Source organism: Streptomyces sp. NPDC026206, assembly GCF_040638465.1.
Classification (GTDB): domain Bacteria; phylum Actinomycetota; class Actinomycetes; order Streptomycetales; family Streptomycetaceae; genus Streptomyces.
Genome location: NZ_JBEZYL010000005.1, coordinates 117230 through 141394, shown reverse-complemented (window position 1 = coordinate 141394; position 24165 = coordinate 117230). Strand labels below are relative to the sequence as shown.

Below are 24165 nucleotides of genomic sequence, written 5' to 3'. Positions count from 1 at the left end.
CCTCCCCAGTAAGAACTGTGGAGGTATTTGACCGGAGGGACGCAAGAAAAGACAGACCTTGACTGAGATGATCCTCTGGGATATCCAGCAAAGGAGCTTCCGGTCCCGGAACCGGAAGCTCCTCTCCGGAAGTTCCTCTCCGGAAGCTCCTCTCAAGCGGGCCGACGGGGCGTCAGTCGCGGAGCAGCGTGGTGATGCGGCGGGTGGCGAACCACAGGCAGCCCGCAGTCACTATCAGCAGATAACCCATATGCCAGAGATTCACCCAGATGAACACGTCGCCCAGGCAGATCCGGCGCAGGAGTTCCACCCCGTGGTAGAGCGGGGTGAACTCGACGACGACCTGGGCGGCGGCGGGATACTCCTGAGCCGGGGAGAACGTTCCGGAGAACAGGAACAGCGCCATCTGGGCCGTGGTGAGCGTGTCGAAGTCGTGCCAGCCGCGCATCAGGGTGCTCGCCGCCATGCCGATGGCGGCGAAGGCGATCACGACCAGGACGGTGGCCGGGAAGGCGATCAGGGCCCACCGCGCACCGGTGGTGCCCAGGGCCACCATGACGGCCAGGAACATGCCGCCGTAGACCGCGCCGCGCACGGTGGCCCACACCACCTCGGCGGTGGCGATCTCGAACGGGCGGACCGGGGTGGCGAGGATCGCCTCGTAGATGCGCTGCTCCTTCAGCTTGGCGAAGAAGCTGAAGGTGGTGGTCGAGAACGCCGCCGACATGGCGGCCACCGCCAGCATCGCCGGGGCGACGAAGGTGACGTACTCCAGCGCGTGGCCCCGGTAGGAGATGGAGCCCTCGATCAGCTCGCCGACCCCCACGCCGATGGACAGCAGGTACAGCAGGGGCTCGATCAGCCCGGACAGCAGCAGGAGCCAGTACGAGGGGCCGGTCTGCATGGCCCGGGCGTTGCGCCGGACCACCGCGGCCGACCGGGTCGGGGAGAAGCGCGCGGCGAGTGTCATCGTGACCATGTGTCCCCCGTTTTCAGTTTCCGAGCCGGCGGCGGAACGCCCTGGCTGCCCAGATCCAGCCGGCCGCCGCCCACAGCAGCAGGTATCCGGCGTGCGCGAGGGGCGGCCAGGCGGGTGCGGTGCCCAGGAAGGACGCCCGGCTCAGCTCCACGCCGTGCCACAGCGGCGAGGCGTAGGCGAGCTGGCGGAAGCCGTCCGGGAGGTCGCCCACCGGGAAGAACACCCCGGCGAACAGCGTCGCGGGAATGACGCCGAAGCGGGTCAGCAGTTCGAAGTAGCCGTCGTTGCGGATGCTCGCGGAGAACGCCGTGGTCGGTGCCGCCGCGCTGACCGCGACCAGGCAGCACACCAGGGGGGCGAGGACCGCCCAGGGCGAGTGGACGGCGCCGAACAGCAGGGTGACGACGAGGAAGGCGAGGACGGCGATGGTCAGCACGAAGAGCACGTACATCAGCCAGCCCGCGACCATGTCCTTGACCGATACGCGGGTGGTCCGCATGGTGTGCAGGCCGCCGACCCACTCGAAGTCGCTGAGCACGCCGTAGGTGGACTCGTTCACCGCGATCTGGAAGGCCGTCGAGGCCAGTACGCCGGGCGCGATCCACCCGAGGTAGGAGACCCCGTCGATGTCGCCGACGTAACCCCCCACGCCCAGCCCGATGCTGACGAGGAAGAGGAAGGGCAGGATGAAGAAGGAGAAGACCGACGCCTTCCACAGCCTGCGGTACAGGTAGAGGTGGCGTTCGAGGACGGCCACTGCCGGATGCGCCATCGTCTACTCCACCAGGGCCCGGCCGGTGAGGCGGAGGAAGACGTCCTCCAGCGTGGAGCGCCGCACCAGCACGCTGGAGGGTTCCAGCCCCCGCCGGTGGACCTCGCCCACCACGGCGTCGCCGTCGGGGGCGTAGACCAGGAGCCGGTCGGCGAGCGGGTCGAGCCGGTCGCCGACGCCCTCCAGCTTGCCGAGGTAGTCACCGACGGAATCGGTGCCGAACCGCAGCTCGACGACCTCGGCACTGGAGTGCTCCTCGATGAGCGAGCGGGGCGGGCCCTGCGCCGCGATCCTTCCCTCGTCCATGATCACCAGGCGGTCGCAGAGATGCTCCGCCTCGTCCATGTAGTGCGTGCTGAGCACCAGGGTGGTCCCGCGCTGCTTGAGCCGGAACAGCCTCTCCCACAGCAGGTGGCGGGCCTGCGGGTCCAGCCCGGTGGTCGGCTCGTCCAGCAGCACGATCTCCGGTTCGTTGACCATGGCCCGGGCGATGGTGAGCCTGCGTTTCATGCCGCCCGAGAGGGAATGCACGCGGTCCCCGGCCCGGTCCGTGAGCTGGGCGAAGTCCAGCATTTCCGCCGCCCGCCGCCGGGCCTGCGCACGGGACATCCCGTAATACCTGGCATACGTCATCAGGTTCTCGGTGACCGTGAGGTCCTGGTCGAGGTTGTCCGCTTGCGGGCAGATTCCCAGCCGCGCGCGGATTTTGGTCCCGTCGCGGACGGGATCCATGCCGAGAACTTTCAGCGTGCCCTTGCCGGGGCTACTGATACAGCTCACCATACGCAGGGTCGTGGATTTCCCGGCACCATTGGGGCCCAGCATGCCGAAGGTTTCTCCGGGAAGGATTTCGAAATCGATTCCCTTGACCGCGGTGAAGTCGCCGAAATTCTTTGTCAGGCCGCGCGCATGCACCAGCGGCCGGTCGGAAGAAATAGGTTGTAAGGGCGTCACAGGAACGGACGCTACTGGTTTTCGGCCGAAAACGAAAGCCGCTCGGGCGGGCGGCAGGAAGGCCCCGTTCCGCGAAAATAGGACCGGGCACCACAAGCAACTTGCCCGACTATGTGGCCTTATGTTACCCATCACCCCGATGCCCGCATATGCCGCTTGCCTAGCCGGGATCACTTGTCCTGATTTCTCTGTTGCGCATTGGTTGCAACAAGAATCAAAAGGGTAGTGACCCACCGGATTGCTCAACCGGCCGATCGTAGCCACGCGCTGCCGCGGGGCAGGCGCCTGGCGCCCTGACGGGAGCGAGGTACGTAAATTGGAGTGCGAAAAACCCATTCTGAGCGGACAACTTGCCGTCGTGACATTCGTTCGTGACCACATCCTGCAGCTGGGGCTGAGCGCCGTATTGTCGACGTCATCCGTCGTCAGCGATGTGAGGCATTGCAGGAGCTGGCACGAAGTACAGCAGTCCTTACGGGCCGGGCCTACCGACGTCCTCTTTCTGCACGAGTCCGACTTCGGTCCGGAACACATTGTTCCGGTTGATACCCGGGGCGTCCGCCCTAAAGTCCTGCTGCTGCTCGGCAGCGGCGCGGAAGACCGCATACTGTCCGGCTCGCCGTCCGCCGACGGTTTCCTGGTGCAGGGCGAGCTCACCGCCACCGCGGTCGAGGAGGCGTTGCACAAAACCGCCCAGGGCCACGTCCCCATGCCCGGGCAGCTCGCGCGTGAGCTGCTGCAGCGCGCACACGGGGCGCGGCAATTCGGGCAGCGGCGCGACATGTCCCTTACCGAACGTGAAAACGAGGTGCTGCTGCTGCTCTCCGAGGGGCTCAGCAATAAACAGATCGCCAGGCGCCTGCAGATTTCCAGCCACGGGGCGAAGCGCATCGTGGCCAGCCTCCTGCTGAAGCTGGGCGCGCCCAACCGGACGGCGGCGGTGGTGCACGCCATCCAGGCGGGCCTGATCAAGTGCTAGGCGGCGTCCGGGAGGAGCACCACCTTCAGCGCCTCCCTGCTGTCGAACAGCTCATAGCCGCGCACCGCCTCGGACAACGGCAGCCGGTGCGAGATGACGGGCGTCGGATCCAGGCGCCCGGCCCGTAGGAGGGAGAGCACCTGCTCGCGCCACCGTATGGGGTCCCCGACGGCGAAGCGCAGGGTCAGTTCGCGGGCGAACGCCGCCTGGGCGGCGATCGGCGCCGCCTGCGAGCTGGGCGAGCCGACGGCCACCACCGTGGCGCGGTGGCCGGCGCCGTCCATGGCGCACGCGAGGGCCCCGGCGGTCCCGACGGCCTCGATCACGGCAGCGGCACCCGGGCCGGCCGAGGCGCCTCGCAGCGCTCCCGTGAAGCCGTCCGGGGCCACCGCCGTGAACCCCATCTCCCCGGCCTTGCTCCTGCGCCGGGGATCGGGGTCGCTGACCACGACGTGCGCCGCGCCGAACGCCGCGGCGCACTGCGCCGACAGCAGGCCGACCGGGCCCGCGCCCACCACCCCGACCACGTCGCCCGGGGTGATCGCGGCGGCGTGCGCCGCGGTGTAGCCGGTGGTCAGGACGTCGCCGACGAACAGGGCCTGCTCGTCGGTCAGATCCTCGGGGCAGCGGGTGAGGACCACGTCGGCGAACGGCACGAGGACGTACTCGGCCTGGCCTCCGTCGAGCGGGCGGCCCACCACCGTGGAGTAGCCGAACAGCGTGACCTGCGGGCACTGGTAGTGCCAGCCGCGGGCGCACCGCTCGCAGCGGCCGCAGGCCACGATGTCCGAGGCCACCACGCGCTCGCCGGGGGCGAAGGGCACCTCGGCGCCCGCCTCCACGACCACGCCCGTGAACTCGTGCCCCAGCACGGTCCCCGGCGCGAAGGCGGGGATCTCGCCCCGGTAGGGGTGCAGATCGGTGCCGCAGATGGCGCTGGCGGTCACGCGCACCAGCGCGTCGCGGGGGCCGCCGGCCCGCGGCCGCGGCAGGTGCGCGCAGACCTCGACCTTCCCGGGCCCGCGGTAGACCACTCCCTTCATCCTTCGTCTCCTCCCAGGTCGACGACGCTCCAGTCCTTGGCGTCCACGGTGACGCCGAGGGCGCTGCGGGGGACGGTGCCGTGATTGATCAGGACCGCTGTGCCGTCGCCGGTGACGATCTCCACGTCGGGGTGGGCGTCCTCGGCGACCGGTGCCACCCCCGCGATCGCGGCCACCTCGCGGTAGAACAGGTGCCAGGGCTCGCGCTCCAGGGCGCCGGGGGCGGCCGGCAGTTGTTCGACGGGCACCGGGGTGAAGACCACACGTCCGGCGCCGACCCGGTTCTCGGTCAGCGCCGGGGTGCCGTCCGCGAAGGAGGCGAGGACCCTGGCGGTGGTCGCCCGTACGATCGCGGGCCGGCCCGTCGCCGCACCCCAGCCGACCGGCCACTCGTGGCCGCGCCAGCGCAGCGACGTGCGTCCCGCGGTGTCCAGCGAGTAGTCCACCAGCCGCACTCCGGCCAGGTGTTCGCCGGGAAAGCCGTGCAGGTGGTCGCCCAGGGACAGGTACACCGTGGCGCCCGCGGCGGCCGCCGCCTCCACGCGCTCCAGGTCCCGCAGCGTCAGCTGCGGCAGGCAGGGGCAGATCACCAGGCCGTGGCCGTCGACGTCACCCGCGACGACGTCGAAGTCCAAGTGGGCGCGGGTGAGCAGCAGATGGGAGAAGAAGGCGACGAGCGTGCCCGCGCCGTGGTCCAGGTACGAGCCGGGCGCGCTGCGCACCTCCTCGCCCAGGTACAGGGCGGTCCGGGCGGCGGGGCGGCGCGGCGCGAGGGTGTGCGCCGCGCCGGCCAGCCGTGTCAGTTCGCCCAGCGCGGGCTTGGCGGAGCCGTCGAGGCGGCGCAGGCCCGCGGAGCGTTCGGCGGGGCGGCTGCGGTAGGGCTCCTCGGTGGAGGCGATGTCCTGCCAGCACCACGCCAGGACGCCGCGGGCCCCGTTCGCGAGGGCCGAGGCCGCCGAGGCGCGCAGGTAGCCGGCCGCGGTGGCCTCGTCGGTGCCGTAGCTGCCGAGCTCGTCCACCAGGGGTGTGCCGTGGGCGGCGGCGTACCGGACGAGGAAGGCGTTCAGGCTGGTCGCCTTGTACGACGAGGTCGACTCGATCGCACCGGGGCTCCAGTACGGAAAGCCGTGGATGCCGGTCAGGTCCAGCGCCCGGCCGGCGGTCTCCGGCCCGAACGGCGAGTGGCCGAACACGGAGGAGGCGTTGTTGGCCTGCAGGACGAGGGTTCCCGGTGCCTCCTTGTGGAGGGCGCCCGCCATGCGCGCGTACCAGCGGGTGACGTCGGCGGGTGTCAGGCCGTCCGCGTCACCGGGGTCGACGGCGGTGATCTCGTCCCCCAGGTCGAAGGCGAGGACGTTGCCGTGGCCCCGCACCGCCCGGGCGACCTGCCGGGCGAAGTCCTCCTCCCTCTCCAGCAGGGCGGCGTCCCGCCACAGGCTGCGGCCGGCGCGCCAGCCGAGGTCGAGCAGCCGGCCGTTCATGAAGAGGGTGAACAGTGACAGCACGCAGCACAGCCCGTGGTCCCGGGCCGCCGCGACGGCCCCGGACAGCCGGTCCAGCACGTCGGCGTCCACGTGCCCCTCGGTGGGTTCGAAGTCCCGCCAGAACACGAAGAGGCGGACGGTGTTGAGGCCGGCGGCGGCGATGTCGCCCATGTCCCTGCGGAGTGCGCCGGGGTCCCAGTCGGACCAGATGCGGCAGCCCGCGGCGGAGGGGTGGTAGTTGACGCCCAGGGCCGTGAACGGTTCGCCGTCCGCCAGCAGCCGGCCCTCGCGTACGGCGAAGTCCATGCCGTCAGGCCTTCGCCGGCCGGTGCAGGACGCCGCCCAGCGTGTCGGCGACCAGCCCGGCGTCCGCGTCGGACATGCGCGCGTGCAGGGGCAGGGTCAGCAGGCGCGGCGCGATGGACTCGGTCACCGGCAGGGGGCGTGCGGTGGAGTGGTGGTGGTCGCGGTAGTAGGAGAACTGGTGGGTCGGCGGGTAGTGCACCGAGGTCTGCACGCCTGCCGCGCGCAGCGCCGCCCGGACCTCTTCGCGGTCGGCGCCGGGCGGGAGGATGACGGTGGCCAGGTGGTGGGCGCTGTCCCCGGTGCGGCCGGCGAACGGGATGCCCACCCCGCGCAGGCGCTGCCGGTAGAGGGTGCTCAGGGCGCGGCGGCGCTCGCGGTCCGCGGTGAGCCTGCGGAGCTGGACCCGTCCGATGGCGGAGGAGATCTCCGTCGGCCGGTAGTTCAGCCCGATGGCGGGGACGTCGTAGGAGATCCCGCCGGTGCGCATGCGCTCCATCGTGGTGCTGGTGAGGAAGTGCGAGCGCATCGAGCGGATCCTTCCCAGGAGTCCGGGGTCGCGTGCCACGACCATGCCGCCCTCGCCGGTGGTCAGGTTCTTGGTGGCGAAGAAGCTGAAGCAGCCGATGTCGCCGACGGTTCCGGCCATCGCCCCGCCCACGGAGACCAGCGGCGCGTGCGCGGCGTCCTCGATGAGCGCGACGCCGTGTTCGTCGCAGAGGGCCCGCAGGGCGGCGAGGTCGGCGGGGTAGCCGGCGTAGTGCATGGCGAAGACGGCCCTGGTGCGGCCGGTGAGCAGCCGCCGGACCTCTTCGGGGTCGATGACCGGGTCCTGTTCGGAGCGGACGTCGGCGAAGACGGGGCGGGCCCCGTGCAGGGCGCAGACCTCGGCGGAGGCCACGAAGTTGAGCGACGGGGTGATCACCTCGTCGCCGGCGCCGATGCCGAGGGCGAGGGCGGCCAGGTGCAGGGCGGCGGTGCCGCTGCTGACCGCCACCGCGTCGGCCGCGCCCAGCCGCTCGGCGAACTCCTCCTCGAAGGCGCGGGTCACCGCCCCCACCGAGAGCCAGCGCGACTCCAGCACGGCGGTGACCGCCGCCGCCTCCTCGGCGCCGACGGCGGCGTCGGCGACCGTCACCTTCCACTGCGGATCGTTGTTCACGGCTTCCCCTCCGGTGCGAGCGTGTCCTCGGTGGCCAGGCGGTAGCCCGCTTCCACGCAGGCCGCGACGGCCTCCCAGCCGAACTCCCGGCGGGCCCTGGCGAGTCCGGCCGCGCCCATGGCCCGCCGGGCCCCGCCGTCGCGGAGCAGGCGCACCAGGGCGGCGGCGAGTTCGGTGACGTCCGAGCCGGTGATCAGCCCGTCCTGCCCGTGCCGTACGACGTCCTCCACACCCGGGAAGCGGCCGCTGACCACGGGTTTGCCGCAGGCCCAGGCCTCGGTGAAGACCAGCGGGAACACATCGGCGGTGGTCGGCAGGGCCAGGACGTCGCAGGCGGCGAGGGCGTCGTGCTTGTCCTGCTCCCCGATCGCCCCGAGGTCGTGGATCCTGGGGTCGGCGGCGGCGCGGAAGCGCTCCTCGACGCCCGGCTCGGCGGCCGGGCCGGCGAAGACGAAGGCGGCGTCGGGGACGTGTGCCCAGACCAGGGGCGCGCTGTCGAGCAGGGCGGCGTAGCCCTTCCCGGTGACGCGGCGTCCCACGAAGAGCACGACGGGGCCGTCGATGGCGTGCCGCGCCCGGAACGCCGGCGGGTCGGGCCTGCCGGTGAGGTCGGGGGCCTGTGGGATGGGCCATATCCGTTCGTCCTTCACCCCGGCCGAGCGCAGCCGGGCGCGCTCGGCTCCGGGCAGTGCGTAGACGACGGCGGCCTGCCGGCAGGCCCTGCGGCCCAGCTCCCGGTCGGGCCACAGGTCCACGGTCGTCGCGGGGGTGAGCACGAACGGCACCCGGTGTGCGCGTGCCGTCTCCATGGCCGCCGCGACGTTCGCGGGCCGGCCCAGGTCGTAGGCGTGGACCAGCCGGAGCCGGCCGTCCGTCACCGGCCGGCCCGGGGCCACCACCCGTACCGCCTCCCGGTCCAGGCCCGGTGGTGGTGCGGAGTCGGTGCGGACCACCACGCGGTGGCCGCGCGCGGCCAGCCGCTCGGTGGTGCGCCAGCCCATGCGTTCCGCGCCGGCGTGCTGGGCCAGCCCGTAGCCGCCGAACTCCACGAGGACCTCGCTCACCGGGGCTCCCGCCGGTTGGCCGCGTACCACTCGTACGTGCGGCGCAGGCCGGTGTCGAGGTCGATGCGGGGTTCGTAGCCGGCCAGGCCGCGCAGGGCGGTGAGGTCGGGCAGCCGGCGGTCGGGGGAGCCCGGCGGGGGCGGGAGGACCTCGACGTCCGGTTTGCGGTCGGCCACCGCGAAGAGCCGCTCGGCGAGGTCGCGGGCGTCGGTCTCCTCGCGGTCGTTGCCGATGTTGGCCAGCAACGGCCCGGCCCCGGGCAGCCCGGTCAGCGCGACCGTGGCGGCCACCGCGTCGTCCACGTGGCAGAACGCCCTGGTCTGGTGGGCGCCGTGGATGCGGAACGGGTTCTCCTCGGCCAGCAGCCGCTCGATGAACTGCGGAATGACGTGGGAGTAGCCCATGCGCGGGCCGTAGACGTTGTGGTACCGGCCGATGCGTACGCGGAAGTCGTGGCCGCCCTGCCACATCAGCGTCTCGGAGACGACCTTGCTCAGCGAGTAGGACGCCCGTGGCAGCCGGGTGTCCGGCAGCACGTACGGGACCTGTTCGCCGGCGGGCAGCGTGGCCAGGCCGAGCCCGACCGCGCCGTCGGCGATCTCGCTGGTGGAGCTGAGGAAGACCGACCGGGGCGAGGTGCGGGTGCACCAGTCCAGCAGGTGCACGGTCGCGAGGATGTTGGTGGTCAGCACCCGGGCCGGCATCTCGTTGCTGCGCCGCACGCCGACGACCGCGGCCAGGTGGTAGACGTCGTCGACCGGTGCGATCTTGTCGGGGGGCAGGGGCAGCCGCAGGTCGTGCTCGACGACGGTGACGTCCGCGCGCAGGTGGGCGAACTCCTCGTCGGTCCTGCCCCGGGAGAAGTCGTCGAGCAGGATGACGTCGGTGCCGTCCGCGAGCAGCCTGCGGGCGAGGTGCAGGCCGATGAAGCCGGCTCCGCCGGTGATGAGCGCCCGGTCAGCCACGGCCCAGCCTCAGGTAGGTGATGCCGTCCGCGTGGCCCAGCTCGTCCTCGGCCACGCCCCACATGTCGAAGACGACGCGGGGGCCGCGCAGCCGGGAGCGGACGGCGTCGGCGGTGATCCCGGCGTACCCGGGGTGGTCGGTGAGCAGGATCAGGCCGTCGGCGTCCTGCATGCCCTCCTCCAGGCCGGCCGGCTGGTAGCCGAGTTCCTTGATCCGGTGCTGGGGCACCAGGAAGTCGTGCCCGGCCAGGGTCCGCACGGTGTCCCCGAGGATCCGGGCGACGTCGACGGAGGCCGCGCCCCGGACGTCGTCGGTCTCGGGCCGGCCCTTGTAGGCGATGCCGCAGACCAGGACCTTGGCGTCGGCGGCCGGCCGGCCGCCGCCCGCTTCGAGGGCCCTCAGCAGACGGTCCACCGCGAAGCGGGGCACGCTCTCGTTGACCTTGCGTGCGGCGGTCACCAGCGGGGCGTCGTAGCCCCCCTGGCTCGTGCCGTAGGTGAGCAGGTAGGGGTCCTTGGTCAGGCAGCTGCCGCCGACGAAGCCGGGCCGGGACAGGTCGGGCCGGGGGTAGCGCAGGTTGGCGCTGCTGATCAGCTCGTCCGCGTCGAGCCCGAAGGGGGCGGCCATCATGGCGACTTCGTTGCCGAAGCCGTAGATGAGGTCGGTGTGGGCGTTGCAGATCAGTTTGATCATTTCGGCAGCCTCCAGCGAGGAGACCGCCACATGGTCCGGGGTGACGTGCGCGTGCAGCTCACGGGCCCGTTCGCGGGAGCGGTCGTCGAGGGCGCCGATGATCTGCGGCAGCGTGGTGACCTCGGCGAGCGCCCTGCCCTGGATGAGCCGCTCGGGGCAGAAGGCCAGGAGCGGCTCGGCCACGCGCTCGCGCAGCCGGGGCAGCACGGTCTCGCGGCAGGTGCCCACCGGTACCGTGCTGCGCACGACGACCAGGGTGTCCTCGCCGGCGACGGCGGCCACCGCGTCGGCGGCCGCCTCCAGGTGGCCGAGGGCGGGCCGGCCGGTCTCCGGTGACACGGCGGTGCCCACGCAGATCACCACGGCGTGCGGCGGTGCGGCGGGCAGTTGCTCCACGACCGTGAGGCGGCCCTCGGGCAGCGCCCGCAGCGCCTGCGTCATTCCCGGTTCGTAGAAGGGGACTTCCCCCTCGCGCAGGCTCTCTCGGACCTTCGCGGACACGTCGACGCCGACGACGTCCACTCCGGCGGCGGCCAGGGAGACGGCGAGCGGCAGCCCCACGTAGCCGAGTCCGACCACGGCGACATAGCCGCCCCGGGGGTCGTTGACTTCACCCATTGACTCTCTCCTCTGCCGCTCGCACGGCGTCCAGTAGCTTGCTGCGGTCGACCTTGCCCATGCCCGTACGGGGCACGGCGGGAATGACGTGGATGTGGTGCGGGACCTCGTAGGGCATCAGGCGGGACCGGCAGAAGCGCGCGATCTCGCCGGTGTCGGCGCCCGGGTGCAGCACCAGGGCGGCGTGGATCTCCTCCTCGCCGTCGCGTGCGGCGGCCCGGCCGTAGACGAACGCCTCGCGGACCGCCGGGTGTCCGGCGACCACGCGCTCCACGCGCCGGGGGTTGACCTTTCTGCCGCCGACGTTGACGAAGGTGTCCTTGCGGGCCAGGACGGTGACGTGGCCGCCCTCGTCGACCTCGACCAGGTCCCCCGATTCGAGGAACCCGTCGTCGAGGAGGGGGGACGTGGTGCTGCCCTGGTGCCCGAGGAACATGGTGGCGGTACGGACGAACAGCCGGCCCCGGCCGTGTACGGCCCAGGAGGACTCGCCGGTGCGCAGCCGCCACTGGACCCCGGGGGCCATCACGCCGGCGCAGTTGCCGGGCCACGGCTCAGGCCGGTCGTACTGGCAGGCGATGAGGCCGGTCTCGGTGCTGCCGTAGATCTGGTGAACGGGCACGCCGAGGCGTTCGGTGACGGCGCCGCCGAGGCGGGGCGTGAGCGGCCCGCCGGACGACAGGGCGGTCCTGACGCGGGTGCCGGTGGCGTCCCGGGGCAGTACCGGTGCGATCAGTTCGTAGACCAGCGGGGTGCCCAGCAGTACGGTGGCGCCGCCGCGGAGGCCCTCCAGGACGGCCCCCGGGGTGAAGCGGCTCATCGTCATCAGGCCGGCGCCGGTGACCAGGGCGGTGGCCAGCGCCCCCACCAGGCCGAAGGAGTGGGCCAGCGGCACCATGGCGAACAGGGTGTCGGCCTCGGTGACCTTGTGCAGGTCCCGGTACAGGGCGCCGCCGGTGAGGGTGTTGCCCAGGGTCTGCCGGGCGATCTTCGGCTCGCCGGTGGAGCCGGAGGTGAGCTGGAGGACCGCCGATCGCGGGTTCTCCGGCAGGCAGGTGTCGTCGGCCGGGGGGCCGGCGGTCAGTTCGTCGAAGGTGTGCTGGACCAGGCCCGGCAGTGCGGGCAGTTGCACGTCGGCCGGGCAGACGATCGCGGTCGCGGGGAGGCGGTTGACCACCGACCGCTCGTCGGACAGGTAGGAGTTCTCCCGCTCCACCAGGAGCATGTCGACGCCGGCCAGGGCGAGCCCGAGCACGCTCGCCACGCTCGCGGGAGTGTTGTCGACCAGGACGATCGCGGGGCCGCGCGGCCGGGCCGCGCCGCCGAGGTGCGCCGCCACGGACAGGGCCGCGCGGCGCAGTTCGGCCCAGGTCGTCGTGGACCAGGTGGCGGTGGAGCGGGTGCGCACGGCGACCCGGTCGCCGGCGCGCATGGCGTGCGCCCGCAGCAGGCCCGCCACGGTGGGAGGCGATGCGGTGCCCGTCATCGGCGGGGGTTCTCTCCGGTGGCGTGCTGCCCTGTGGTGTGCTGCGCCGGGGGGCGCTGCTGCTCTGTGGTGTGCTGCCGTTCTGTGGTGTGCTGCTGCTCTGTGGTGTGCTGCTGGACCACCTCGGCGAGGGCGGCGGGGCTGGCGTCGTCGAAGACGGCGAGCATCAGCGCGGCGTGCAGCCGGTCGGCGGCCTCGGCGTCGGCGGGGGCGCAGCGTTCGATCAGCCGTGAGATCAGCTCGATGGCGCGCGAGGAGTCACCACCGGCGAGGAAGAAGTCGTCCATCGGCTCCAGGGGACGGCTGACGAGGATGTCTCCCATCTCCTGCGCTATGGCTGAGGCGAGGTCGTCCGGTGCTTGGTTCATGGCTGGCCCGTGGTCCTTTCCGGATCCCGTGGGATCGCCGCCGTACAGGCGCTTGAACGGTATTGCCGAGGCCGTCTCCTGCTGTTCCCCGGCCGCATCGGATGTGTGGTTGTGCAGATAGAGTTCCGGATTCTCGGCAAAGTACTGCTGGGCCTCCTCATAGCGCTCCGGTGTGCCGATGTCATGCCATCGGTCGGAAAATGAATAGGCATTGACCGGGCTGCCGCGACGCAGGAGGGAAAGCATCAGGTCGGGCATGTCCACCGGTTCCCCGGGCGTGATGACCTCGCACACGGAAGGGTCGGCGACATAAATTCCGGAGGAGATCTCCAGGCCGAGGACGGGTTTCTCCCAGATTCCCTTCACCCGCCCGTCGAGCACGTCCAGGACGCCGTAGCCGATGGGCAGCGGACTGCGGTAGGAGGCGACGGTCAGCGGGCTGCCGCTGAGCACGTGGGCGCGGTGGAGGTCCGCGAAGTCCAGGGTGGTCAGCACGTCGCCGTTCATGACCAGTGCCGGCGAGTCCCAGTCCGGCACGCCGGCGAGCGGGGCCGCGGTGCCCAGCGGCCGTTCGTCCACGCTGTAGTCGATGCGCACCCCGAGCGAGCCGCCGTCGCCGAACTCCCGTCTGATCATTCCCGCGAGATGGGAGACGCACAGGGTGATCCGGTCGTATCCGGCGCCGCGCAGCCTTCGGATGATGACCTCGAGGATGGGGTAATGGCTGAGTTCGACCAGGGCCTTGGGCCGGTGTTCCGTATACGGCCGCAGCCGTTTTCCCTTGCCCCCCGTCAAAATGATCGCACGCAAGAGCTTCTCCCCGCTGGAGCCCGCAAAAAACTCGTCGCAGCAATACTCGGCGGCCACCGGCCGTCCGGAAAGGCCACAGTGGCCGCGCTGTTGGGGTAGCCGATCGGCTATGTCCACAGGTGCGGGTGACTCCTGTCGACAAATTTCGGTACGTTGACGGCATCCGAAGCGATCACCGAAAAAATGGGACGGTGAAGGGTGTTAATCAGGTCCGTCAATGAAATTGTGGGCACCACACATGACGTGGAATGGGGCAACGGCACGAGCCGCCGGCTGCTCGTCGATGCCGACGATCTCGGGTTCAGCCTGACCGAGACCTATGTGCGGCCGGGCACCGAGTCCTATCTGCGCTACGACAACCATGTGGAGGTCTGCTACTGCGTCCACGGCGCGGGCTCGGTGGAATCCGAGGACGGGCTGTTCGAGATCAGGCCGGGCATGCTCTATTCGCCGGGCAAGGGCGAGCCTCATGTGCTGCGCTCCTCCAGCGGCATGACGCTCATGTGCGTCTTCACTCCCGCGCTGCGGGGCCCGGAGAAGCATCTGCTCGTCCCGGGCGTCCACTCCAGCTACTGACAGCCCCGGGCAGGGCCGGCCGCCCGCGTGCGCGGCCGGTGCCGTTCCCGCCGCGCACGAGAGGAAGCGATCCGTGGCAGAAGTCGTACGGCGCCGGGTCCCCGTGTCCGGGCAGCGTTCCGTCACCGCGCCGGCGACCTGCGCGCAGCGGCACATGTGGCGGCTCATCCAGCGCGCCCTGCCGGACCCGGCGTTCTACAACCAGGTCTACCGCGTCGGGCTGCCGCCGGGGGCGCGGGCGGACGACGTGCTCGCCGTGCTCGCGGAGCTGGTGGGCCGCTACGAGTCGCTGCGCACCGCCTTCCGCACCGCCGGGTGCGGAACGCTGGTCCAACAGGTGGTGCGGGACGGCTCGTTCGAGGCCGAGCTGTGGTCGGCGGCGCCCGGGGAGGACCCGCAGGTCCTGGCCGACGCCTGGCAGCGGCGGATGCGGGGCAGCGGGTTCGACCCGGGGACGGCTCCGCTGCTGCGGGCGATGGTCGTGCTGGCCGGCGGGGTGCCGGTGCTGGCCGCGTTGTGCGTCTCGCACATCGCCGCCGACCTGATGTCCCTGCGCGTGCTCGCCGGTGAGCTGACCCGGCTGCTGGCCGCACGGGCCGCCGGGCGGCCGTCCCCGCCGCCCCCGGCCTCCCGCCAGCCCGTCGAGCAGGCGCTGTACGAGGCCTCGGCGGAGGGGCGGCAGGTGCTGGAGAGGTCGCACCGGTACTGGCGGCGGCAGCTCGAGCGCGCGCCGGTCACGATGTTCCCCCACCGCGCCGCCGGTTGCGGGCCGCGCCGGTTCTCCAGCGCGGCCATGGACTCACGGGCCGTGGCCATGGTCCTGCCGTCGCTCGCGGACCGCTGCCGGGCCACTACCTCCGCGGTGCTGCTCGGTGCGGTCTCGCTGCTGCTCGGCCATCGGGCCGGGCTGCCCACCTGTGCGGTCCGGCTGCTGGTCGCCAACCGTTTCGCCGCCGGGCTGCGCGGCGCGGTCGCCAATCTGCACCAGGAGATCCTGACCACCGTGGACCTGAGGGGGCCGACCGTCACCGACGTCGTGCGCGGTGCGCTCGCCGCGTCCATGACCGCCTACGGCAACGGCCTGTACGACCCGGACCGGGTCGAGGAGCTGATCCACCGCGCCGGCCGGGAGCGGGGCACCCGCCTGTCCCTGTCGTGCTGCTTCAACGACGTCCGTGAGGGGCGGGACGCCCCGGGGCCTGCCGGGCCCGTCGACGCCGCTGCCGTGCGGGCGGCCATGGCCGCCACCACCGTGGTCCCGGACGCCTTCGAGGAGGCGGAGGACTTCTTCCTCGTCGTCGACGACGAAGTGCCCGGCCGGCTGCGGATGGTGCTGTGCGCGGACACCGCCGTGCTGCCGCCGGAGGAGGTTCAGGCGTTCCTGCTGGGCGTCGAGCGGCTGCTCGTGGAGTTCGCCGTCCGGGAGCTGCGGCCCGAGGAGGCCGGGCCGGTCTCCGGGCTGACGTCGACGGTGCACAGGCCGAGGTAGCCGAGGGCCGGGTCGTAGTCGGCGAGCAGCAGCCGTCCGCCGTGCCGTGAGAGGGACGGCAGTTCGTCGGCGAGCCGTGTCCACAGACCCGTGCACGGCCGTCCGGCATGGGCCCGGTACAGGGTGCGCCCGCCCGCCGGTCCGCACCGGCCCGCCGCGGGCCAGTGCGGGGTGAGAGCGGCACCCAGGATCACGGAGCAGTCCCCGGCCGTGGCCAGCGCGCTCTCCATCAGGCCCGGGACCTGCGCGGGGCCGACGCCGGCGTGCTGGTCCACACGGACGCCGCCCAGCGCTCCGTCGTCCGTGAGGACCAGCGCCACCCCGGTGGCGCCGCGCTCCCCGGCGGGCACGGGCGGCCCGACCGGCCGCGTCCCCTGGTCCATGACCAGCAGGAGCGCGCGCCGGGCGGCGTGGTCGGCCACGACGCGCAGCGCGGTGAACGGGACGGCCACGCCCTGGTCGGACAGGGAGAAGGCCGGGCCGTCGACGGGGACCACGGCGCAGGCCCGGCACACCGGCCAGCCGGCTTCGGAGTCCGGTGCGGCGTGGGCGAGCAGCAGCAGGTCGTAGGGGGCGGTGGGCGGCGGCAGCTGCCCGAGCAGGGCATCGGTCATGGCCGTGAACGAGGTGTGCCCGGCGGCCAGTACGTCATCGTGCGGCGCCAGGCCGTGGTGGTCGGCGAGGTCGGTGAAATAGGCCTTGTCGGCGGCGGAGTACGCCTGCCCGCCGGAGAAGGCCCGGTAGGCGATCCGGTCGATCCGGAGCGGGTGGTGCGCCACCTTGTCTCCTCGCTTTTCGGTCGGTGATCAGCGCCGGAAAACCATTGCGGAGAATGCCGCCCCGAGCCCGACCGATGTCATCACGTAATGGTCTCCGGGGTGGAGCCGGCCGAGCGCGCAGGCAGCGTGGTGATTGAGGAAGGTATCGGCGCAGAAACAGTGCCCGGTCTCCGGGAGATTGTCGAGGAACAGCCGGGCCATACCGTGGATGCCGGTCTTTCTGAGGACGCGCGGCCACGACATGCGGTTGACGTTGTGCGGCAGGACGAGGCGGATGTCCGCGGGGGCGAGCCCGGCCCGGCCGACCGCGTCGAGGATCACCCCGGCCAGTTGGCCGGTGTAGCCCTGCTGGATGCGCGGGTCGGCGGTGGGGGGCAGCAGCGGGCTCTGGTGGAAGTCGCCGCGCAGCCGGGTGGCGGAGCCCAGGAGCCGGTCGTGCGGGCCGCCGCGGCCGATGAGGACGGCCGCGGCGGACTCCCCCATGACGGCGGTGTCGGCGATCAGCCGGGCGGCGGGGGTGAACGCCTTCTCGCCGGTCAGGAGCAGGACCAGGCCGTCCGGGTCGCCGTGGCCGGCCAGGAGCCGGCCCGCCAGCCGCACCGCGAGCAGCCCGGAGGCGCACGCGTGCTGGGACACGGTCAGCGCCGTGGCGTGCCGCAGTCCAAGGGCGTCGCGGACCTCGTGCACGGGGTTGGCCGGGTAGGGCGACGCCACGGGAACCGTGCGCGCGTGGAGGACGTACCGGACGCGGTCCTCGCGGCCGCGCAGCGTCCCCAGCCGGCCGGCGGCCGCCAGCAGCAGGCCGGTCAGGGTGCCCCGCGGGTCCAGCCGCACCCGGGAGAACCCGTAGAAGCGTTCGTAGCGCAGCGCCTCCTGCGGGCCGACTCCCAGGCGGCGCAGATAGGGCACCACGGGCACGCTCTGCTGCGGCGAGTAGGCGGCGATGGCGTCGATGTGCGTCCACACCCGGCTGATGGTCCACGGCGACCGCCGGATTCAGCAGATGCGAACAGGCGGGCGATCGGTGTAGCCGGACGGTCATAGCCCAAAGAGGGGGTGCGCCCGCACCCGGCGCCCATGGAGACTGTTTCGGGCTCGGATCGAACGTGTTTCGGAAACGGAAAACATTCAGGGGGTGCGGCACCGTGTCACCGGAAACCGTGTCACCGGAAGAGGAATTGTGCTGGTGGCCCGCCCGTTCGGTGGCCCGGGCGATTAAGGGCCGTGAGATTTCCGCACGGGAATATCTCGCCGTGCTGCTCGACCGCATCGAACGGCACGACAAGGCGCTCGGTCTCGTCGTCACCCTCGACGAACGTGCCCTCTCCCGCGCCGCGGAGGCCGACGAGGCGACGGTGCGCGGTGGTCCGCTCGGGCCCTTCCACGGCGTCTCCATGACGGTCAAGGACTGTTTCGCCACGGCCGGGCTGCGGACCACCGGGGGCGCCGAAGCGCTGGCCTCCTACGTACCGCGGCAGGACGCGGACGTGGTGGCCGCGGCGCGCCGGGCCGGCTGCATCGTGTTCGGCAAGACCAACCTGCCGCGCAACTCCACCGACGTGCAGGCCTACAACGACCTGTTCGGGGTGGCCCGGAACCCGTGGCGGCCGGAGTTCTCGCCCGGCGGGTCGTCCGGAGGGGCGGCCGGCGCGGTCGCGGCGGGTTTCTCGCCACTGGAGCTGGGGTCCGACGTCGCCGGTTCCATCCGGATCCCCGCGGCGCACTGCGGGGTCTTCGCCCACAAGCCGAGCTTCGGCGTGGTGCCGGCCTACGGCCACGTGCCGCCCCTGCCCTTCGCGCACACCACCTCCGACATCACGGCGGTGGGCCCGTTCGCGCGGAGCGTCGCGGACCTGGAGCAGTTGCTGGAGGCGGTGGCGGGGCCGCACTCCTGGGACAGTGCGGCCTGGCGGCTGACCCTGCCGCCCGCGCGGCCGGTCCGGCGGGTCGCGGCCTGGTTCGACGACCCGTACTGCCCGGTGGACGCGGAGGTCCAGCGTGCCCTGCGGTACGCGGCCGGGCTGCTGTCGGACAGCGGTGTCCTCGTGGAGGAGGCCGCTCCGCCGGGCATCCGGCTGGAGGCGAGCGACCGGGTCTTCCGCCGGCTGCTGGCTCCCGTCGCCTACGGGGACTACTCCGCCCGCCGGATCGAGGACATCGCGGACGGCTCCGGGCAGGCGGGCTCGGAGCTGGGGGCCGGGCATGTGGCGCAGAGCCACCGGGCGTGGGCGGAGGCCGGTGAACAGCGGGCGCGGATGCGACTGTTGTGGCAGTCGTTCTTCGCCGGCCACGACGCGATCCTGCTGCCGGTGGCCCCCACCACGGCCATACCGCACGACCACCGCCCGTTCCCCGAGCGCCGCATCGTCGTGGGCGGCGAGGAGCGGCCCTACTGGGACCAGATCGTCTGGGCCGGGCTGACCGGTGTGAGCTATCTGCCGACGACCGTGGTCCCGGTGTGCCGCGACAGCCGCGGCCTGCCGGTCGGCATCGCCGTCTGCGGCCCCTACCTGGCCGACCGCACCACCTTGGCCCTGGCCGGAGCGCTGGCGCGGCTCCTTCCCCCGCTCGGTCGTCCCCCTTCCCCGACACCCTCGCTGGCGGGAGCAGATGCCCGGACCCCTTGACCTCATCGTCCCCAACAATGTCGAGTTCAACGTGAAGTACCCGCTCCTGACGTTCGATCCGGGCACGGAGAAGGCGTTCGTGGAGTACGGCACGGCGCTGGCCGACCAGTGCGTCTTCTGGAGCTCCGCGGACCGGGTGCTGGTCCTGCCCGCCGGATACAGCGAGCCCTGGCTGGACGATGTGCACCGCGGGCTCGGGCAGGACACCCCGCCCGTCGTCCGCCCGGCCGCCCGCACCGGCCGGCTGATCAGCGATCTGCTGCACGACGAGCGGGCCCTGGCCGCCCTGCGCGGCGCGCTCGCCGGCCGCGAGGTGCGCCTGCTGACCTGGGGCGCGGCACCGGAGGTGTACGCGCTGGCCGCCGCGGTACGCAGCTGGGGCGCCGCCGTACGGCTGGACGTCGCCGAGCAGGAGGACTACTGGTCCAGCCACTACCTGGAGGCCAAGCTCAGCTGCGTCGACCTCGCGGCGCGGGTGCCCGGGCTGCGGGTGCCGCGCGGCCTGACCGTCACCAACTGGCCCCAGTTGCAGGGCGCGCTGTCGGCCGTGCTGAGGTCCCACGGCCGTGCGGTGGTCAAGAGCATGTACGGCGTCGGCGGCGACGGCTCCACCGTGGTGCGGTCCGAGCACGGCGGTGCGGCGAAGTTCTGGCAGGCGGTGAGCAGGGAGCCGTTCTTCGGCACGTTCCCGGTGTGCGTGCAGGAGTACATCGAGCACGAGGGCGGCTGCCCTGCGGTGGACATGCTCATCGGTGACCGGGGCGTCGAGCGGGCGGTGGCCAGCGTGCTGGCCGTGGACGGCCTGCGCTACCGCAGCCTGCGGGTGGGCCCCGGCGTACTGGATGCCGGGACGGAGCGGCGCCTGCTGACGACCGGCCGGCACATCGCAGCCGTCGCGCAGGAGCTGGGCTTCAGGGGCTGGCTCGGTGTCGACTGCATCGCCGGCACGGACGGCGAGCTGTACGTCACCGAGGTCAACGCGCGGCGCACCGGGGCCATGCACGCGATCGCCCTGCTGGACGACGCGCCCGGCAAGGACCTGGCCGGGTACTCCCACGACATGCTGCCGTTGCGGATCGGCACGGCGCCCTCCTACGAACGCCACGTCCGGCCGGTCTTCGAGGAGCTGTGGCGGCGCGGCGTGCGCGCCTACCCGTCCACCGTGCGCAACCTCGGCCGGCCCCGGCCCTCCTTCGGGATCGTCGTGCTGGCCACGACGGCCGAGGAGGCGGAGCTCATCGCGGAGACCGCCCACCGGGCGGTCGACGACGCGCTGGCCCGGGACGGCCGGGCGGCCGCACATCCGGCGACGGCGACGACGGGAGGCAGGACGTGATCACCCACCCGGCCACGGAGCGGCAGCACGCCATCGCGGTGGAGAACCCCGCGCACGGCGAGGTGTTCGCCCACGCTCCCGCCTGTTCCCCTCAGCGGCTCGACACGGTGCTGCGGGAGGCGTCCCTCGCCCGTCCCGCCTGGTCGGCCCTGCCGGTCCGGCGCCGGGCCGCGCACCTGCGGGAGTGCGGCAGCGCGCTGGCAGCCCGGGCGGAGGAGGTGGCCGAACTGCTGACCAGGGAGCAGGGCAAGCCACTGCGGGACGCCCGTGCGGAAGTGCGGCTCGCCTGCGACTGGTTCGGGCACACGGCGCGGCTGTGCCCGGGCGCCGACCGCCTGGTGGACGACGCCGCCGCGCACATCACCTTGAACCGGGTGCCGCACGGTGTGGTCGCGGCCATCGCGCCGTCCAACTTTCCCCTCGTCCTGGCGGTCTGCAAGATCGCTCCGGCGCTGCTCGCGGGCAACACGGTGGTCCTCAAGCCGTCACCCGACACCCCGCTGTCCAGCCTGCTGATGGGCGAAGCACTCCGTGACGCCCTGCCGCCGGGCGTGCTCACCGTGGTCGCCGGTGACGCCGCGCTGGGTGCGGCGCTGACCGGCCACCCCGCCGTCCGGCTGATCTCCTTCACGGGGTCCGTCGCGACCGGCCGCACCATCGCCCGCACGGCGGCCGGCGACTTCAAGCGCGTGGTGCTCGAACTCGGCGGCAACGACGCCGCGATCGTCCTGCCCGGTGCGGATACGGAGACGGTGGCGCGGGAGCTGTTCCGCAGGGCGCTGGTCAACAGCGGCCAGTTCTGCGCCGCCGTCAAGCGCGTCTACGTACCGCGCCGGCAGCACCGCCGGCTGACGGAGGTCCTCGGCGAGCTGGCGCTGTCCGTCACCCTGGGCGACGGCATGGACCCCGCCACCGACCTCGGGCCGCTGATCAGCCGGGCCCAGCTCGACCGGGTCACCGTCCTGGTGGACGGGGCGGTGCGGGCCGGCGCGCGGATCGTCGCCGGCGGCGGCGCCCCGGACGGGCCGGGGCACTTCTACCGGCCCACGGTGGTCACCGATCTGCCTCCCGGCACGGGGCTGGAGCTCGACGAGCAGTTCGGCCCGGTCATTCCGGTCATCGCCTACGACGAGCCGGCCGAGGCCGTCGAACGGGTCGGCTCCTCCCCCTACGCCCTGGGCTGCTCGGTGTGGGGGGAGGAGTCCGCGGCCCGGGAGCTGGCCCGGTCCGTGGACTGCGGAACGGTGTGGATCAACACCCACGGCGACCTGCGCCACGACGTGCCGTTCGGCGGGCACGGGCAGTCCGGGCTCGGGGTCGAGTACGGCTACTGGGGGCTCCTCGAATACACCCAGATGAAGATCGAACACATTGCGCGTCACGAAGGAGATCAGAAGAAGCCATGAGTGACATCTCGCTCGACAGCCTCGAACCTGTCGACCTGTCCGGGGTCAACGTCTTCGTCGGAGGGCCGATCCAGCACGCCATCGAGGAGGACAGCTTCCACGGGCCGCTGCGGCACGCCATACACGACGTCATCGAGGCGGTCTCCGCCGTGAACGGCACCGTCTTCTCCGCGCACGTCGCCGAGAAGTTCGGGGTGGACACCGCCCTGTTCTCGCCCGAGCAGGTCAGCGTGCGGGACTTCGACTGGATGCGGCGCTGCGACGTGTTCGTGCCCGTGCTGCCGGTGTACGAGCACGGCGACCTGATGCGCACCGACGGCACCCACATCGAGCTGGGGTGGGCGTCCGCGCTGGACAAGCCGATCGTGCTGGTGACCCCGACGCCGATGGCGCCCAACGCCAGCCATCTGCTGCGCGGACTGCCCTCGGTGGCCAGGGTGTCGGTCTTCGACCTGGCCTCGGTGCACCGGAGCCCCGCCGGGTTGCTGCGGCTGCTCACCTCGGTCACCCGGGGGGTTGTGATGTCGGAGTGACCACCGGTACGTACAACCCCGCCGCGGCCACGGTGCTCGGCCTGTCGCTGTCCTCGCCCGTCCTGGTCGGCTCCGGGCTGCTGACCGACCAGGAGCGCAACATCCGCAGGCTGCTCTCCGCCGGGGCGGGCGCGGTGGTCACCAAGACCATCCATCCGTCCCCGCCCCGCTCCGGCGACGAGCGGCTGCTGCGGCTGCCCACGGGCATGCTCAACAGCACCACGTACTCGCGGCGGAGCGTCGACGACTGGTGCGCGATGCTGCGCGGCTTCGCCCGCGACGGGCTGCCCGTGATCGCCTCGCTGCACGCGGACACGCCCGCTGAACTCGCCGGGCTGGCCGGGCGCGTGGTGGCCGCCGGCAGCCGCGCCCTCGAACTGGGCATCTCCTGCCTGAACGAGGAGGGCGGCCTTCAGGACACCCCGGAGCGCGTCGCCGCCTACACCCGTGCCGTGCGCGAAAGCGTCCCGGTGCCCTTCAGCGTCAAGCTGGCGGCCGGGGAAGGGGTGGGCGAGCGGGTCGCGGCCGCCGTGGCGGCCGGGGCGGACGCGGTCACCCTGAGCGACACCGTCCCCGGGCTCTGCGTGGACGCCGTCACCGGCGAGGTCCGCCTGGGGGGTTCCTTCGGCTACTCGGGCCCCGGCATCAAGCCGCTGGTCCTCGCCGAGATCTTCGCCCTGCGCCGGCAGGGCCTCGAAGTGGCGGTGCTGGGCAGCGGCGGCGTGCAGGAGGCCGCCGACGTGGTGGAGTACCTCAGCGTGGGGGCCGACGTCGTCCAGGTGTACACCGCCCTGCACACCACCATGCACGAGACCTTCGCCCGCATCCGCGACGGCTTCGACGGCTGGCTGCGCGGCCACGGGACCACGACGTCGGCTCTGGTGGGACGGAGCGTGGGGCGATGACGGGTGAACGGCGGCGCCACACCTCGGTGCGCTCCTACGGGGACCTGACCAGCACCGAGGTCCTGGCCGCGATGCGGGGCGCCACACTGGTCTGGCCGGTCGGCGGGCTGGAGCAGCACGGTCCGCATCTGCCGCTGTCGGTGGACTTCGACATTCCCGACGCACTGGCGCGGCAGGTGGTGAGGGAGACGGACGGCTTCCTGCTGCCCGGCCAGCCGTTCTCCGCCCGGTCGCTGCCGCAGAGCGGCGGCGGCCTGCACTTCCCCGGCACCGTCCACATCGGCGGCGCCGCGTTCATCGGCTATCTGACCCACTGTCTGACCGCGCTCTCCGCTCTGCGCCCGGCCAGGCTGGTGGTCATCAACGGCCATTACGAGAACGAGGCCCTGCTCTTCGAGGCCATCGACGGCTGTGAGCCGGCCAGGACCTTCCCCGATACGGAGATCACCGCCTTCAGCTGGTGGAGCATGGTGCGGGAGGACTGGCTGGGCGAGCACGTGCCGGCCTTCCCCGGCTGGCACGCCGAGCACGCCGGGCTGACCGAGACCTCTCTGATGCTGTATCTGCGGCCGGAGTCGGTGCGCGCCGGGCGTCCGGATCACGACACCCCGCCGCAGGCGGGCGTGTACCGGCACCCGGTCGATGTGGACCTGATGTCCAACCAGGGGGTGCTCTCCTCGACTTCGGGAGCGAGCGCGCGCCTGGGCGAGCGCCTGTTCTGGCACGTGGTCGACACCGTCATGACGGCGCTGGCCGCCTGACCGGCACAAGTGCGCCCGTCTCACTCCCGGCGTGCTGTTCGACCCCGTGCGCCCCTTATGCTCCCAGTACCG

General features: G+C 72.4%; 22 protein-coding genes. 9 read left to right on the top strand and 13 right to left on the bottom strand.

Going from position 1 to position 24165, the window contains the following annotated elements; genetic code table 11:
• Positions 1–172: 172 nt before the first annotated feature.
• Genes AB0F13_RS10665 through AB0F13_RS10655 form a run of 3 tightly spaced genes read right to left on the bottom strand, consistent with a single transcriptional unit; the run spans position 173 to position 2837 of the window.
• The gene (locus AB0F13_RS10665) at positions 173–979 is read right to left on the bottom strand and encodes an ABC transporter permease (protein ID WP_362078427.1); all 807 of its coding nucleotides are present in this window, start codon (positions 977–979) and stop codon (positions 173–175) included.
• 13 nt (positions 980–992) lie between these two features.
• Positions 993–1751, bottom strand: a complete 759-nt coding sequence (locus tag AB0F13_RS10660) for an ABC transporter permease (RefSeq protein ID WP_362078424.1) — start codon at positions 1749–1751, stop codon at positions 993–995.
• 3 nt (positions 1752–1754) lie between these two features.
• Positions 1755–2837, bottom strand: coding sequence for an ABC transporter ATP-binding protein (locus tag AB0F13_RS10655; RefSeq protein WP_362078421.1), 1083 nt, complete (start codon positions 2835–2837; stop codon positions 1755–1757).
• 226 nt (positions 2838–3063) lie between these two features.
• Between AB0F13_RS10655 and AB0F13_RS10650 the strand changes: the two genes are divergently transcribed.
• Positions 3064–3684, top strand: a complete 621-nt coding sequence (locus AB0F13_RS10650) for a response regulator transcription factor (protein ID WP_362078418.1) — start codon at positions 3064–3066, stop codon at positions 3682–3684.
• On the opposite strand, the gene AB0F13_RS10645 is transcribed toward AB0F13_RS10650, so the two are convergent.
• Genes AB0F13_RS10645 through AB0F13_RS10610 form a run of 8 tightly spaced genes read right to left on the bottom strand, consistent with a single transcriptional unit; the run spans position 3681 to position 13681 of the window.
• A complete protein-coding gene (locus AB0F13_RS10645) occupies positions 3681–4727 on the bottom strand; it encodes an alcohol dehydrogenase catalytic domain-containing protein (RefSeq protein WP_362078415.1) in 1047 nt (348 codons plus the stop codon). The two genes, AB0F13_RS10650 and AB0F13_RS10645, sit on opposite strands and share 4 nt — an antisense overlap.
• Positions 4724–6517: a hypothetical protein gene (locus AB0F13_RS10640; RefSeq protein WP_362078412.1), complete on the bottom strand. Its 1794-nt coding sequence runs from the start codon at positions 6515–6517 to the stop codon at positions 4724–4726. The genes AB0F13_RS10645 and AB0F13_RS10640 overlap by 4 nt, the downstream gene beginning before the upstream one ends.
• Positions 6518–6521: 4 nt before the next feature.
• Positions 6522–7676, bottom strand: a complete 1155-nt coding sequence (locus AB0F13_RS10635) for a DegT/DnrJ/EryC1/StrS family aminotransferase (protein ID WP_362078409.1) — start codon at positions 7674–7676, stop codon at positions 6522–6524.
• Positions 7673–8740 carry a glycosyltransferase family 4 protein gene (locus tag AB0F13_RS10630; protein ID WP_362078406.1) on the bottom strand — a complete coding sequence of 356 codons (1068 nt, stop codon included), beginning with the start codon at positions 8738–8740 and terminating at the stop codon, positions 7673–7675. The genes AB0F13_RS10635 and AB0F13_RS10630 overlap by 4 nt, the downstream gene beginning before the upstream one ends.
• Positions 8737–9705, bottom strand: coding sequence for an NAD-dependent epimerase/dehydratase family protein (locus tag AB0F13_RS10625; RefSeq protein ID WP_362078403.1), 969 nt, complete (start codon positions 9703–9705; stop codon positions 8737–8739). The genes AB0F13_RS10630 and AB0F13_RS10625 overlap by 4 nt, the downstream gene beginning before the upstream one ends.
• Complete coding sequence (locus AB0F13_RS10620; RefSeq protein ID WP_362078400.1) at positions 9698–11017, bottom strand: nucleotide sugar dehydrogenase; 1320 nt, start codon at positions 11015–11017, stop codon at positions 9698–9700. Before AB0F13_RS10620 ends, AB0F13_RS10625 begins: the two co-directional genes overlap by 8 nt.
• Positions 11010–12503 (bottom strand): class I adenylate-forming enzyme family protein, encoded by a 1494-nt coding sequence (locus AB0F13_RS10615; protein WP_362078397.1) that lies wholly within the window; start codon positions 12501–12503, stop codon positions 11010–11012. The genes AB0F13_RS10620 and AB0F13_RS10615 overlap by 8 nt, the downstream gene beginning before the upstream one ends.
• Positions 12500–13681 (bottom strand): sugar phosphate nucleotidyltransferase, encoded by a 1182-nt coding sequence (locus tag AB0F13_RS10610; protein ID WP_362078394.1) that lies wholly within the window; start codon positions 13679–13681, stop codon positions 12500–12502. The genes AB0F13_RS10615 and AB0F13_RS10610 overlap by 4 nt, the downstream gene beginning before the upstream one ends.
• Positions 13682–13879: 198 nt before the next feature.
• On the opposite strand from AB0F13_RS10610, the gene AB0F13_RS10605 reads away from it, so the two are divergent.
• Together AB0F13_RS10605 and AB0F13_RS10600 are read left to right on the top strand one after the other, a co-directional pair.
• Positions 13880–14257, top strand: coding sequence for an ectoine synthase (locus tag AB0F13_RS10605; RefSeq protein ID WP_362078391.1), 378 nt, complete (start codon positions 13880–13882; stop codon positions 14255–14257).
• 73 nt (positions 14258–14330) lie between these two features.
• Positions 14331–15746, top strand: a complete 1416-nt coding sequence (locus AB0F13_RS10600; protein WP_362078388.1) for a condensation domain-containing protein — start codon at positions 14331–14333, stop codon at positions 15744–15746.
• On the opposite strand, the gene AB0F13_RS10595 is transcribed toward AB0F13_RS10600, so the two are convergent.
• Both AB0F13_RS10595 and AB0F13_RS10590 read right to left on the bottom strand, forming a co-directional pair.
• Positions 15629–16525: a hypothetical protein gene (locus AB0F13_RS10595; RefSeq protein WP_362078385.1), complete on the bottom strand. Its 897-nt coding sequence runs from the start codon at positions 16523–16525 to the stop codon at positions 15629–15631. The two genes, AB0F13_RS10600 and AB0F13_RS10595, sit on opposite strands and share 118 nt — an antisense overlap.
• 27 nt (positions 16526–16552) lie before the next feature.
• Positions 16553–17491 (bottom strand): 3-oxoacyl-[acyl-carrier-protein] synthase III C-terminal domain-containing protein, encoded by a 939-nt coding sequence (locus AB0F13_RS10590; RefSeq protein WP_362078382.1) that lies wholly within the window; start codon positions 17489–17491, stop codon positions 16553–16555.
• A 287-nt stretch (positions 17492–17778) separates the two neighbouring features.
• Here AB0F13_RS10590 and AB0F13_RS10585 point away from each other — a divergent pair, with 287 nt between their 5' ends.
• Genes AB0F13_RS10585 through AB0F13_RS10560 form a run of 6 tightly spaced genes read left to right on the top strand, consistent with a single transcriptional unit; the run spans position 17779 to position 24093 of the window.
• Positions 17779–19152, top strand: a complete 1374-nt coding sequence (locus AB0F13_RS10585) for an amidase family protein (RefSeq protein ID WP_362078379.1) — start codon at positions 17779–17781, stop codon at positions 19150–19152.
• Complete coding sequence (locus AB0F13_RS10580) at positions 19136–20488, top strand: ATP-grasp domain-containing protein (protein ID WP_362078376.1); 1353 nt, start codon at positions 19136–19138, stop codon at positions 20486–20488. The genes AB0F13_RS10585 and AB0F13_RS10580 overlap by 17 nt, the downstream gene beginning before the upstream one ends.
• Positions 20485–21894, top strand: coding sequence for an aldehyde dehydrogenase family protein (locus AB0F13_RS10575; protein ID WP_362078373.1), 1410 nt, complete (start codon positions 20485–20487; stop codon positions 21892–21894). Before AB0F13_RS10580 ends, AB0F13_RS10575 begins: the two co-directional genes overlap by 4 nt.
• Entirely contained in the window at positions 21891–22427 is a 537-nt protein-coding gene (locus AB0F13_RS10570) for a hypothetical protein (protein WP_362078370.1), read from the top strand. The genes AB0F13_RS10575 and AB0F13_RS10570 overlap by 4 nt, the downstream gene beginning before the upstream one ends.
• Positions 22424–23332, top strand: coding sequence for a dihydroorotate dehydrogenase (locus AB0F13_RS10565; protein ID WP_362078367.1), 909 nt, complete (start codon positions 22424–22426; stop codon positions 23330–23332). Before AB0F13_RS10570 ends, AB0F13_RS10565 begins: the two co-directional genes overlap by 4 nt.
• Entirely contained in the window at positions 23329–24093 is a 765-nt protein-coding gene (locus AB0F13_RS10560) for a creatininase family protein (protein ID WP_362078364.1), read from the top strand. Before AB0F13_RS10565 ends, AB0F13_RS10560 begins: the two co-directional genes overlap by 4 nt.
• Positions 24094–24165: the final 72 nt, after the last annotated feature.

Bases quoted from the DNA above. Each gene is read 5' to 3' on its own strand.
- AB0F13_RS10665 (WP_362078427.1), bottom strand. From the start codon at position 979: ATGGTCACGATGACACTCGCCGCGCGCTTCTCCCCGACCCGGTCGGCC.
- AB0F13_RS10660 (WP_362078424.1), bottom strand. From the start codon at position 1,751: ATGGCGCATCCGGCAGTGGCCGTCCTCGAACGCCACCTCTACCTGTAC.
- AB0F13_RS10655 (WP_362078421.1), bottom strand. From the start codon at position 2,837: ATGGGTAACATAAGGCCACATAGTCGGGCAAGTTGCTTGTGGTGCCCG.
- AB0F13_RS10645 (WP_362078415.1), bottom strand. From the start codon at position 4,727: ATGAAGGGAGTGGTCTACCGCGGGCCCGGGAAGGTCGAGGTCTGCGCG.
- AB0F13_RS10640 (WP_362078412.1), bottom strand. From the start codon at position 6,517: ATGGACTTCGCCGTACGCGAGGGCCGGCTGCTGGCGGACGGCGAACCG.
- AB0F13_RS10620 (WP_362078400.1), bottom strand. From the start codon at position 11,017: ATGGGTGAAGTCAACGACCCCCGGGGCGGCTATGTCGCCGTGGTCGGA.
- AB0F13_RS10615 (WP_362078397.1), bottom strand. From the start codon at position 12,503: ATGACGGGCACCGCATCGCCTCCCACCGTGGCGGGCCTGCTGCGGGCG.
- AB0F13_RS10580 (WP_362078376.1), top strand. From the start codon at position 19,136: ATGCCCGGACCCCTTGACCTCATCGTCCCCAACAATGTCGAGTTCAAC.
- AB0F13_RS10570 (WP_362078370.1), top strand. From the start codon at position 21,891: ATGAGTGACATCTCGCTCGACAGCCTCGAACCTGTCGACCTGTCCGGG.
- AB0F13_RS10560 (WP_362078364.1), top strand. From the start codon at position 23,329: ATGACGGGTGAACGGCGGCGCCACACCTCGGTGCGCTCCTACGGGGAC.